The organism is Variovorax sp. CAN15 (genome assembly GCF_030462475.1).
Taxonomy (GTDB): Bacteria; Pseudomonadota; Gammaproteobacteria; order Burkholderiales; family Burkholderiaceae_C; genus Variovorax.
In genome coordinates, this window is record NZ_JASMRZ010000120.1 from 1 (window position 1) to 11077 (window position 11077).

The 11077-nt window shown below is 67.8% G+C and carries 9 protein-coding genes and 1 pseudogene; 2 read left to right on the top strand and 8 right to left on the bottom strand.

The window, feature by feature from the left end:
* Both QMO14_RS31525 and QMO14_RS31530 read left to right on the top strand, forming a co-directional pair.
* Positions 1-261 (top strand): AraC family transcriptional regulator (locus QMO14_RS31525; protein WP_301512006.1); only part of this gene is annotated, 261 nt, incomplete at its 5' end.
* A gap of 49 nt (positions 262-310) precedes the next feature.
* Complete coding sequence (locus QMO14_RS31530) at positions 311-892, top strand: GbsR/MarR family transcriptional regulator (RefSeq protein ID WP_301512007.1); 582 nt, start codon at positions 311-313, stop codon at positions 890-892.
* Between the two features lie 25 nt (positions 893-917).
* On the opposite strand, the gene cydX is transcribed toward QMO14_RS31530, so the two are convergent.
* The 8 genes and pseudogenes from cydX to QMO14_RS31570 all read right to left on the bottom strand — a co-directional run.
* Positions 918-1067, bottom strand: a complete 150-nt coding sequence (cydX, locus tag QMO14_RS31535; RefSeq protein WP_093201312.1) for a cytochrome bd-I oxidase subunit CydX — start codon at positions 1065-1067, stop codon at positions 918-920.
* 22 nt (positions 1068-1089) lie between these two features.
* Positions 1090-2244, bottom strand: coding sequence for a cytochrome d ubiquinol oxidase subunit II (cydB, locus tag QMO14_RS31540; RefSeq protein ID WP_301512008.1), 1155 nt, complete (start codon positions 2242-2244; stop codon positions 1090-1092).
* Positions 2241-3860 carry a cytochrome ubiquinol oxidase subunit I gene (locus tag QMO14_RS31545; protein WP_301512009.1) on the bottom strand — a complete coding sequence of 540 codons (1620 nt, stop codon included), beginning with the start codon at positions 3858-3860 and terminating at the stop codon, positions 2241-2243. The genes cydB and QMO14_RS31545 overlap by 4 nt, the downstream gene beginning before the upstream one ends.
* 40 nt (positions 3861-3900) lie before the next feature.
* Entirely contained in the window at positions 3901-5616 is a 1716-nt protein-coding gene (gene cydC, locus QMO14_RS31550) for a thiol reductant ABC exporter subunit CydC (protein WP_301512010.1), read from the bottom strand.
* Entirely contained in the window at positions 5613-7304 is a 1692-nt protein-coding gene (gene cydD, locus QMO14_RS31555; RefSeq protein ID WP_301512011.1) for a thiol reductant ABC exporter subunit CydD, read from the bottom strand. The genes cydC and cydD overlap by 4 nt, the downstream gene beginning before the upstream one ends.
* 155 nt (positions 7305-7459) lie before the next feature.
* Positions 7460-8572: an acyltransferase gene (locus tag QMO14_RS31560; RefSeq protein WP_301512012.1), complete on the bottom strand. Its 1113-nt coding sequence runs from the start codon at positions 8570-8572 to the stop codon at positions 7460-7462.
* A 62-nt stretch (positions 8573-8634) separates the two neighbouring features.
* Positions 8635-9597, bottom strand: a complete 963-nt coding sequence (locus tag QMO14_RS31565; protein ID WP_125951916.1) for a nitronate monooxygenase family protein — start codon at positions 9595-9597, stop codon at positions 8635-8637.
* 79 nt (positions 9598-9676) lie between these two features.
* Positions 9677-10915, bottom strand: a pseudogene (locus QMO14_RS31570) (acyl-CoA dehydrogenase); the annotation flags it as partial.
* Between the last annotated feature and the right edge of the window lie 162 nt (positions 10916-11077).

The following is an 11077-nucleotide window of genomic DNA, read 5'->3' on the forward strand; positions in this document are numbered from 1 at the left end:
CTCGCGACCACGGCCGACGTGCTGCACATGTCGGTCAGCACGCTGCAGCGGCACCTGGCGACCGAGGGCACTTCGTTCCAGGCGCTGAAGGACCAGCTGCGGCGCGACCTCGCCATCGTGCGGCTCAACACCAGCACCGTGCCGCTCGCGGCGCTGGCCGAGGAACTGGGCTTTGCCGACAGCGCGGCCTTCCAGCGGGCCTTCAAGACGTGGACCGGCGGCGCGCCCGGCTCGTACCGGCGGCGCCTGCAGCCCGATTGAGTTTTCAGGACTTTCCGGAACTACAGCCATCCGCGCGACAATCCGGCGCATGGCCAACTCTTMCGATCTCCCGCCCCTCAACCGCCAGTTCGTCGCCCATTTCGGCGAGATGGGCAGCAAGTGGGGCATCAACCGCACCGTCGGGCAGATCTACGCGCTGATCTTTCTTTCCGAACGCGCGCTCAACGCCGACGAGATCGCCGAAATGCTGGAGTTCTCGCGCTCCAACGTCAGCATGGGCCTGAAAGAACTCCAGGCCTGGCGGCTGGTACACCTGCGGCACCACCCCGGCGACAGGCGCGAGTACTTCGAGGCGCCTTCCGACGTGTGGGAAATCTTCCGCGTGCTGGCCGAGGAGCGCCGCCGCCGCGAGATCGAACCCACGCTCTCGATGCTGCGCAACGCCCTGCTCGAATCGCCCCGAAGCGACGCCGAGCGCCACGCGCAGGAGCGCATGCGCGAGATGCACGACCTGATCGACCGGCTGATGAAATGGTTCGACGACGTGCAGCGGCTCGCACCCGAAACCGCCATGAAGCTCATGGGGATGGGCGCGACCGTGACGAAGGTGCTGACGCTCAAGGACCGCATCACGGGCGGCGGAGCGTCGAAGAAGAAAGCCGCCGAGTAGGCCGGCCCTCCTCTCTTTTTTCCATCTAGAGCCGCTCCTGCCCCGAGGACGGCTCCGGCGTTCCGAGCTTGGCCTTGCGCACCGCCTCGTCGTCCATGAGTTCGTACCACATGGCGTTGAGCACGGCGAAGGCGGCCGCCAGCGGCAGGCCGAGGATCCAGGCGAAGTACCACATCTTTGATTCCTCCTTTGATTTTTCAGTAGGCGTGGCCGCTCTCGTCGCGGATCGCCTGTTCGTCGACCTTGCCCCACAGCACGCGGTAGACCCAACTCGTGTAGGCCACGACCAGCGGGATGAAGATGGCCGTGACCACCAGCATGATGAACAGCGTGAGGTGGCTCGAGGACGAGTCCCACACCGTGAGGCTGGCGCGCGGGTCGATGGACGACGGCAGGATGAACGGGAACATCGATGCCCCGACGCTCAGGATGATGCCGGCAATGCCCAGCGCCGCCGCCAGCAGCGCGAGCACCGGCCGCCGCAACACCAGCCCGAGCAGCGCGCCCAGCGCCCCGACGAAGCCCAGCACCGGTGCAGCCAGCGTCCACGGGTGCGCCGCATAGTTGGCGGTCCACGCGCCGGCATGCAGCTCGACCGTCTTGAGCATCGGGTTCGACGGCCCGACGGTGTCGATCACGCTGCTGATACGGTAGCCGCCGACGCTCGTCGCCAGCAGCACGCCGGCCAGCGCATACATCGCGATGGTCAGCACAGCGGCGACCGTGCCATAGGTGCGCGCACGCTCGGCCACCGGCCCGCCGGTCTTCAGCAGCAGCCACGCAGCTCCGTGCATCACCAGCATCGCCACCGACACCAGTCCGCACAGGATGGCGAAGGGGTTCAGCAACCCGAAGAAGCCGCCGTCGTAGAAGATGTGCATGTCGCCGTCGAAGCGGAACGGCACGCCCTGCAGCACGTTGCCCACGGCCACGCCGCAGATCAGCGCGGGCACGAAGCCGCTGAAGAACAGCACCCAGTCCCAGCGCGCGCGCCATTGCGGCGACTCGCGCTTGCTGCGGAACTTGAAGGCCACGGGCCGCAGGATCAGCGCCGTGAGGATCACGAACATCGCCAGGTAGAAGCCCGAGAACGACACGGCGTACAGCTGCGGCCACGCCGCGAAGATCGCGCCGCCGCCCAGGATCAGCCAGACCTGGTTGCCCTCCCACACCGGTCCCACGCTGTTGATGACGACGCGGCGCTCGATGTCGTTGCGCGCCGCGAATGGCAGCAGCATCCCGCTGCCCAGGTCGAAGCCGTCGGTGACGGCGAAGCCCACCAGCAGCACGCCGATCAGCAGCCACCAGATGAAGCGCAGGGTGTCGTAGTCGAGGAGTGTGTGGAGGATCATGCTGCGCTCCCGGTGGAAGGCGAAGGAATGGCCGCACCCGCGTGGGCCGGCGGGATGTGCGAGAGCGTGTCGCCCTCGTCGGGCGCATGCTCGGCCTGCGGCCCCTTGCGGATGGCCTTGAGCATCAGCTTCATCTCGATGACCAGCAGCGTCGTGTAGATCGCGATGAAGCCCGCGAGCGTCAGCAGCAGCGTCTTCACGCCGAGGTTCGACACCGCCACCGCGGTCGGCAGCACGCCTTCGATCACCCACGGCTGGCGGCCGAACTCGGCCACCAGCCAGCCCGACTCGATGGCGATCCACGGCAGCGGGATCGCGAACACGGCGAGCTTCAGCAGCCAGCGGTGGCTGTCGAGCCTGCGGCGCGCCGAGAGCACGAAGAAGGTCGCGGTCAGCGCGATCAGCACAACGCCGATGCCCACCATCACGCGGAACAGCCAGAAGAGCGGCGCCACCTGGGGCACCGTGTCCCACGCGGCCTTGGCGATCTGCTCGTCGGTGGCCTGGCGAGGGTCGTCCACATAGCGCTTGAGCAGCAGCGCGTAGCCCATGTTGATGCCGTTGTCCTCGAAGTCGCCGCGCACGCCCTGCGTCACCTTGTCGGGGCCGCCAGCCTCGCGGATCTTCTGCAGCGCGTCGTAGGCCTTCAAGCCTTCGCGGATGCGGACCTCGGCGCGCTTCACGAGTTCGTCGATGCCGGGCATCACGGTGTCGAGCGAGCGCGTGCCGATCAGGCCCATCACGCCAGGAATGTGGATGGCGTAGTGCGTCTCGCGCGCCTCCTGGTCGGGGAAGCCGACCACGGTGAAGGCAGCGGGCGCGGGCTGCGTCTCCCACATGGCCTCGATGGCGGCAAGCTTCATCTTCTGGTGCTCGCCGGAGAGATAGCCGCTCTCGTCGCCGAGCACCGCCACCGACAGCGCGGCGGCCAGGCCGAACGAGGCCGCGACCGTCATCGAACGCTTGGCGAGTTCGAGGTGACGGCCCTTGAGCACATACCAGGCCGACACGCCGAGCACGAACACGGCCGCGCATACATACCCCGCCGACACGGTGTGCACGAACTTCGCCTGCGCCACCGGGTTGGTCAGCACGGCCGCGAAGTCGGTCACTTCCATGCGCATGGTCTGCGGGTTGAAGGCCGCGCCCACGGGGTTCTGCATCCAGCCATTGGCGATGAGAATCCACAGCGCCGAGAAGTTGGAGCCGATGGCCACCGCCCAGGTGGAGATCAGGTGGCCCACCTTGGAGAGCTTGTCCCAGCCGAAGAAGAACAGCCCGACGAAGGTGGCCTCCATGAAGAAGGCCATCAGCCCCTCGATGGCCAGCGGCGCGCCGAAGATGTCGCCGACGTAGTGGCTGTAGTAGCTCCAGTTCATGCCGAACTGGAACTCCATCACGATGCCGGTGGCGACGCCCATCGCGAAGTTGATGCCGAAGAGCACACCCCAGAATTTGGTCATGTCGCGCCAGATCACGCGGCCGGTCATCACGTAGACCGTCTCCATGATGGCGATGATGATCGAGAGTCCGAGCGTCAGCGGCACGAACAGGAAGTGGTACAGCGCCGTGACGGCGAACTGCAGGCGCGATAGCGCGACGATGTCGAGGTCCATGGGGGTCTTCCTTTGTGTTCCCTGTTTTTCGTTTCCGGATTCAGTCGGAGCGCAGGCTGCGCAGCGCGGCGTCGAAGGCCTCGCTGCCGCGAAGCAGGTCGGCGGCGATGCGGCCCTGGTCCATGCACACGAGGCGGTCGGCAAGCGCGGCTTCGCGGCGCAGATGGGTGGCGATCAGCAGGGTCCGGCCTCCTGCGTGCCGGGCAACGCACTGCAGCACGTCGTGTGCGGTCGCGGCGTCGAGCGCCTCGGTAGGTTCGTCGAGCAGCCAGAGGGGCACGTCGCGCAACAGCAGGCGGGCCAGCGCGAGGCGGCGCGACTGGCCGCCCGAGAGACCGAGGCCGCCTTCGCCGAGCCGGGTGTCGAGGCCGGTGCTCAGGGCGCGCACCTCGTCTTCCAGTCCCGCGGCTTGCAGCACGGCGTGCAGTTGTTCGTCGGTGGCTTCGGGCGCGGCGAGGCGGAGGTTGTCGCGCAGGCTGTCCTGGAAGAGTTCGGTGCGCTGGGTCAAGAGGCATGCGGGCTGCGCGAGAACGCTGCCGGAGCGCGGAGCGATCTCGCCCGCGATGGCGGCGAGGAGCGTGGACTTGCCGGCGCCGCTGGCGCCGATCAGAGCGACGCGTTCGCCTGCATGCAGGATCAATGAGGTTTCGGGCAGGACCGGCGTGCGGCTGCCGTCATGGGCTACGGTGACTTGCTCCAACTGCAGCGCGAGTTCGGAGTCGGCGTCCTCGGTCATCGCGGTGGGCTCATCGGTGGAAGAAATCATGCGGGGTGCCAGGCGGCGCACTGCCAGCCAGGTACGGCCCGCATCGAGCGCACCACGGCGCAAGGCGGCGAAAGGCTCCGTCGCGGTGAGCGCCACGAGCAGAACCAGCGTTGCTGCAGGTGCGCCGATGACGCCCTCGTTCACCAGCAGGCCGACGGCCAGCAGCACGCCGACGAGGGTCAGGGTGCCTGCGCTGCCGTAGGCGAAACCAGCGGCTGCTTCGAGCTTGTTCAGCGCGAGGTCGGCCTTGGCGAGTTGCGCATCGGCAGCCATCAAAGCCGCGCGCTGCGCGCCGACGCGGCCGGCCATCACCAGGTCGGTCTGCCCTGCCACCAGATCGACGGCGCGCGCGCGCAGCGTCTCGATGGCATGCGCACGCCGCACGGCCGGCTGGCGTGCGCGCCTCGCGACGACAAACGCAATGCCCCAGCCGACGGCCACAAGCCAGAGCGCCAGCGCAAGGCCCATCGCCACGTCCATGAAGCCGAACACCATGCCGGCCAGCAGCGCCGCACCCAGTGCCGCGGCGGCCGGCACGAGCAGGCGCAGATAGAGCGATTCGAGCGCGTCGATGTCGGCGGTCAGTCGGAACAGCAGGCGCGCCGGGCGCATCAGCAGCAGGCGCGCCGCGTCGGCGCGGGCCCAGCCACGGAAAAGCCGGACGCGCAGTTCGGCCAGCACGGCGAAGGTGGCATCGTGTGTCACCAACCGCTCGCAGTAGCGCGACACCGTGCGGCCGAGCGCGAGCAGGCGAATGCCGGCGGACGGCATGAACACGTCGAAAGTGAAGGCCGTGGCGGCGTGCAGGCCGGCCAGCGCGGTCGCGGTGATGAACCAGCCGGAGAGGCCCAGCAGTGCCATTCCCGCGAGCACCGTGATCGCCGCGAGCAGGCAGCCCAGGAGCAACCAGCGTGACTGCGTGGCGAGGAAGGGACGCAGGATCAGGCGCAGGTCGCGCCAGTTCGTGCTGATGCGGGACGGATTGCTCATGCCGCCTCCTCCATCGCTTCTGGACTGCCGAGATTCACAGTGCGGTCCATGCGTGCGGCCAGCGCCGGATCGTGCGTTGCGACGATGAGGGTCTTGCCGCGTGCCAGCGTCAGCAGTGCATCGATCACCCGTTCGGCGGTTTCGGTATCGAGGTGCGCGGTGGGCTCGTCGACCAGCAGCAGGTCGGCATGCGGCTGGATGGCGATGCGAGCGAGGGCGAGGCGCACGGCCTCTCCGCCGGACAGCCCCTGACCGCCCTCGCCCAGCGAGGTGGCCGGATGCGCCTGCGCCACGGTTTCGAGCGATGCGAAGCGCATGGCGTCGGCCACGCCCCGGGTGCCGGCATCCGGGCGCCCCAACGCCACGTTGGCTTCGACCGAACCGGCGAAGACGTGCGGCGCCTGCCCCATCCAGCCCATGCGCTGGCGCAGCGCGGCCACTGTGCGGCCGGCAAGCGACACGCCGCCGATGCATATCTCCCCCCGCGTCGCGGGTACCAGGCCAGCGATCAGTGACAGCAATGCGGTCTTGCCGCTGCCGCTGGGGCCCGTCAGCGCGACGTGTTCTGCGGGAGCGATCCGGAGCTCATAGCCATCGAACACCTCCTGCCGCTCGCCCGGCCAGGAGAAATGCAGGTTGTGGACGGTGACTGCCGGAGCGCCGGAGTGAGCATTCGCCGGAGCGCTCGTCAGCACGGCGTTCGCGCCGGGCAGCGGCAGATCGTTGCGCTGCAGGCGGTCCAGCGCCTCCAGCGCGGCCTCGCCCGCGGCACGGTCGTGCCAGACCATCGACAGCTCGCGCAAAGGCTCGAAGAACGCAGGCGCCAGCAGCAGCACGAACAGGCCCTCGCCCAGGCTCAGCGTGCGTCCCCAGGTGCCGAAGCCGAGGGAGCCGAGCAAGTGGAAGCCGACGTAGGCAGCCACCATCGCCACGCCCAGCGCAGAGAAAAGCTCGAGCACGGCAGAGGAAAGGAATGCGATGCGCAGCACCGCCATCGTCCGACTGCGCAGCGATTGCGCTGCGTCGTCCAGGCGCCGCGCGGTGAGCTCAACCGCACCAAGCGAGCGCAGCGTTGCCAGCCCACGAAGCCGGTCGAGCAGGAATGCGTTCATGCCGCCGAGTTCCACCATCTGCGCCTCGCTCGCTGCCCTGGCGCGCCAGCCGACGATGGCCATGAAGATTGGAATGAGCGGCGCTGCGACCAGCAGGACCAGCGCGGCCACCCATGAAAAGGCAGCCACCGTGCACAGGATGAAGATCGGCACTACCGTCGCGCGCCAACGCGCGGGCTGGTAGCGCACGAGATACGGCACCAGTGCTTCGGCTTGTTCGGCGAGCACGCTGGCGGCCAGTCCGGAATGCGACCGGCTGCGGTCCAGCGGAGAGCCGCCGGCCAGCGCCGCGGAGGTTTGCGCGCGCAGCGCGGTGAGCTGTGCCCGTGCGCGGATGAAAGTCCGGCGGGCGCCCCACGCCTCGCAAGCCGCTCTCGTCAGACCGAGCAGCAGGATCGCGACGGCAGGCCAGATCACCGCAGCAAAGCCCTGGCCTGAAGCCAGTCCTTGAACCGCAATCGCCACCAATGCCGCTTGCGGCAGCCAGAACAGCGCGCCCGCGCCCTGCACAACCCCGCCGACGTCAGGCGACGCGAAGGCCAGCAGCGGCGATCGGGATGGCGGGTGCTTGGTCATTCCTTGTTTTCGTGAATTTTCAGTATTTACTGAACTTTCCACAATCATACCGGAGACGGACGCGATCGACGAGTCCGCAGACTGCACGCTCCCGCGCGGGAACGCAACCGATTCGGAAGGATTCGGACGGTGCGCCTGCGCCGGCGCACCCGTCTTTAATGAGAAACGGCTATTCCGCTGACCAGCAGCGCGGCGAACAGCGTGAACACCGCGCGCCAGGAGGCCGGCCGTGTTTCCACCCAACGGTAGAGCAATGCCGCGGCGGACACGGAAAGACCGAAGGTCACCACGAGGCCGCATGCATCGAACCACGAGCCATGCGGCCTCGCATTGGCCACCGCCGCGTTCATGGCGAGCAGTACCGGAAAGTGGATGAGAAAGAGCGAATACGACATCCGCCCCAGCCGCACCAGCGGCCGGGCCATCGTGGGCCAATGCTTTGGCGACAACCAGTTCCGCCGCTGTGCGATGGCGATCAGCAGCGCCGTGAGCAGCGCCGTGGCGATGCGGCTGCGCCAGTCGATGGCCAACGCGCCTGCACCCACCAGCGCAATCAGCGCGATCGCGCTCTGCCACGTGCTGAATCGCGTCGCGCGCCCGATCCAGAACACCAGCATGCCCAGACCGTACGTGCCGAAGAAATAGAAGGCCGTGCCGTCCAGCCCCGCATTGCGATTGAAGAGCGCAAGCGACGCCACCGCCAGGCCGGACACCAGCGCCATGGGCAGCCAGCGCGCCCGCAATCCATGCGGCGCGGAGCCGCCGGCGCGCCGCAGCATCGAAGGCAGCCCCACCAGAAACAATGCCAGCGCGAACAACTGGAAGTCGATGGCCACGTACCAGACGCCCGTGGAAAGCGACTCGTAGCCCAGCAAATCCTGCAGCAGCAAACCGTGGGCAATCAATTGCCCGAGGGTCGGCGACGCGGGCACCACCTCTTCATCGAGCCACGGCCGCGCTACCGCCGCGACCAGCACGCACACCGTGAGCGCGGCGAGGTACGGCATGACCAGGCGTCCATAGCGCTGCAGGATGCGCGCCACCGGTCGTTCCACGCGCAGCGTGCCATCGGGCGCAAGGCTGGCAGCCGCCAGAAAGCCCGCGATCACCAGAAACACCTGCACCGCCAGTCGCCCCTCGTCGGCCAGCCAGGCGAAGAAATCGGGCGCGAGCGCATATGCGCCCGCCGGCATCGGGCCGTAGCGCGACAGGTGATGCCCGACGATCACAGCGCAGGCAACGCCCTTCGCCGCATCGAGCAGCGGCATGCGCCCCACGGATGCAGACGGCGGCGCGCCGGCAACAGGCGCGGCGCCGTTGGCAAAGGCAGTCAAAGCGCGAGCCGCTGCCTTGCCTCCTGGTATTCGCGCTTGAGCTTCTCGATGAAGGCGCCAGCGGTGGCCACTTCGGTCACCGCGCCGATGCCCTGGCCCGAGCCCCAGATGTCTTTCCAGGCCTTGGCCTTGCTGCCTTCGCCGCCGCCGAAGTTCATTGTCTTCACGTCGCCTTCGGGCAGGTTGGCCGGGTCCATGCCGGCCTTCACGATGCTGGGCGCAAGGTAGTTGCCATGCACGCCGGTGAAGAGGCTCGAATAGACGATGTCGTCGGAAGTGCCGTCGACGATGGCCTGCTTGTACTCGTCGCTCGCGCGCGCCTCCTCTGTGGCGATGAAGGCGGTGCCGATGTAGGCGAAGTCGGCGCCCATGGCCTGCGCCGCCAGCACCGCGCCGCCGGTGGCGATGGAGCCCGACAGCGCGATCGGGCCGTCGAACCACTGGCGGATTTCCTGCACCAGCGCGAACGGGCTCTTCACGCCCGCGTGGCCGCCCGCGCCGGCCGCCACGGCGATGATGCCGTCGGCGCCCTTCTCGATCGCCTTCTGCGCGAACTTGTTGTTGATGATGTCGTGCAGCGTCACGCCGCCGTAGCTGTGCACCGCGTCGTTCACGTCGGTGCGCGCGCCCAGCGAGGTGATGACGATCGGCACCTTGTACTTCACGACCATCTCCATGTCGTGCTCGAGCCGGTCATTGCTCTTGTGCACGATCTGGTTGATGGCGAACGGTGCGGCGGGTTTGTCGGGGTTGGCCTTGTTGTAGGCCGCCAGCTCCTCGGTGATCTCGGCGAGCCAGTCTTCCAGTTGCGCCGCGGGGCGCGCGTTGAGCGCCGGCATCGAGCCGACCACGCCCGCCTTGCATTGCGCAATCACGAGCTTGGGGTTGCTGATGATGAACAGCGGCGAGCCGATGATCGGCAGCGGCAGGTTCGCGAGTACGGGGGGCAGCTTGGACATGTCGTCTCCGGAAATGGGTTCGGTTTTATAAGAGAGAGGGGCCGCTGCAGCCCGTCAGATGGGCGACAGCGGCCGCGCGTCAGAACGCGTCGAGCGCCAGCGCCGTCACGCTCTCGGCACCTTCGACGATGCTGTCGCGAATGCCCGGCACCTTGTTCAGGATGTGCTCGGCATAGAAGCGCGCGGTGGCGATCTTGGCCAGCATGAAGTCGGTGTCGAAGCTGCGCGAGGCGAGGTCCTGCGCAATGATCAGCGAGCGCGCGAGCTGCCAGCCGGCCACGAGGTTGCCCGCGAGCATCAGGTAGGGCACGCTGCCCGAGAACACCGCGTTGGGCGATGCCTTGGTCTGGCCCGCCACGAAGTCGACCACGTCGACGAACGCGAGGCGTGCAGCCTTCAGGCGCTTGAGCACCGCTGCCGCGGCGGTGCTGTCGCTCTTGGCGAGTTCGGCCTCGGTCTTCTCGATCTGCGCGGCGATGGCCTTGGCGGTCTGGCCGCCGTCGCGTGCGGTCTTGCGGCCCACGAGGTCGTTGGCCTGGATGGCGGTGGTGCCTTCGTAGATCGTCAGGATCTTGGCGTCGCGGTAGTACTGCGCCGCGCCGGTCTCCTCGATGAAGCCCATGCCGCCGTGCACTTGCACGCCCAGCGAGGCCACTTCCAGGCTCATCTCGGTGCTGTAGCCCTTCACCAGCGGCACCATGAATTCGTAGAAAGCCTGGTTCTGCTTGCGCGCATCCGCGTCGGGATGATGGTGCGCGGCGTCGTAGGCGGCAGCGGCCACGCTGGACATCGCGCGGCAACCTTCGGTGTAGGCGCGCATCGTCATCAGCATGCGCTTGACGTCGGGGTGGTGAATGATGGGCGCGCTGGCGTTGATGGAGCCGTCCACCGGGCGGCTCTGCACGCGCTCCTTGGCATAGGCCACCGCGTGCTGGTAGGCACGCTCGGCGATCGCGATGCCCTGCATGCCCACGGCATAGCGGGCCGAGTTCATCATGATGAACATGTACTCGAGGCCACGGTTCTCCTGACCCACCAGGTAGCCGATTGCACCGCCATGGTCGCCGTACTGCAGCACGGCGGTGGGCGAGGCCTTGATGCCCATCTTGTGCTCGATGCTCACGCAATGCACGTCGTTGCGCTCCCCGAGCGAGCCGTCCTTGTTCACGAGGAACTTGGGCACCACGAACAGGCTGATGCCCTTCACGCCTTCGGGCGCGCCCGTCACGCGGGCCAGCACCAGGTGCACGATGTTCTCCGCCATGTCGTGCTCGCCGTAGGTGATGAAGATCTTGGTGCCGAACACCTTGTAGGTGCCTGTGCCTGTGCCTGTGCCTGTGCCTGTGCCTGTGCCTGTGCCTGTGCCTGTGCCTGTGCCGGCGCCGGTACAGTCGCTTCGCCCACGCGCGCTTCACCGTCGAGCCGCGCATCCGGCACGGGCTCCTTGTGCCAGAGCACCGTCACGAAAGCGGCCACCAGC

What these genes read in the sequence shown, in the direction of transcription:
- cydX (WP_093201312.1), bottom strand. Translation starts at nt 1,067, where the DNA reads ATGTGGTACTTCGCCTGGATCCTCGGCCTGCCGCTGGCGGCCGCCTTC.
- cydB (WP_301512008.1), bottom strand. Translation starts at nt 2,244, where the DNA reads ATGATCCTCCACACACTCCTCGACTACGACACCCTGCGCTTCATCTGG.
- QMO14_RS31545 (WP_301512009.1), bottom strand. Translation starts at nt 3,860, where the DNA reads ATGGACCTCGACATCGTCGCGCTATCGCGCCTGCAGTTCGCCGTCACG.
- cydC (WP_301512010.1), bottom strand. Translation starts at nt 5,616, where the DNA reads ATGAGCAATCCGTCCCGCATCAGCACGAACTGGCGCGACCTGCGCCTG.
- cydD (WP_301512011.1), bottom strand. Translation starts at nt 7,304, where the DNA reads ATGACCAAGCACCCGCCATCCCGATCGCCGCTGCTGGCCTTCGCGTCG.
- QMO14_RS31560 (WP_301512012.1), bottom strand. Translation starts at nt 8,572, where the DNA reads ATGCCGCTGCTCGATGCGGCGAAGGGCGTTGCCTGCGCTGTGATCGTC.
- QMO14_RS31565 (WP_125951916.1), bottom strand. Translation starts at nt 9,597, where the DNA reads ATGTCCAAGCTGCCCCCCGTACTCGCGAACCTGCCGCTGCCGATCATC.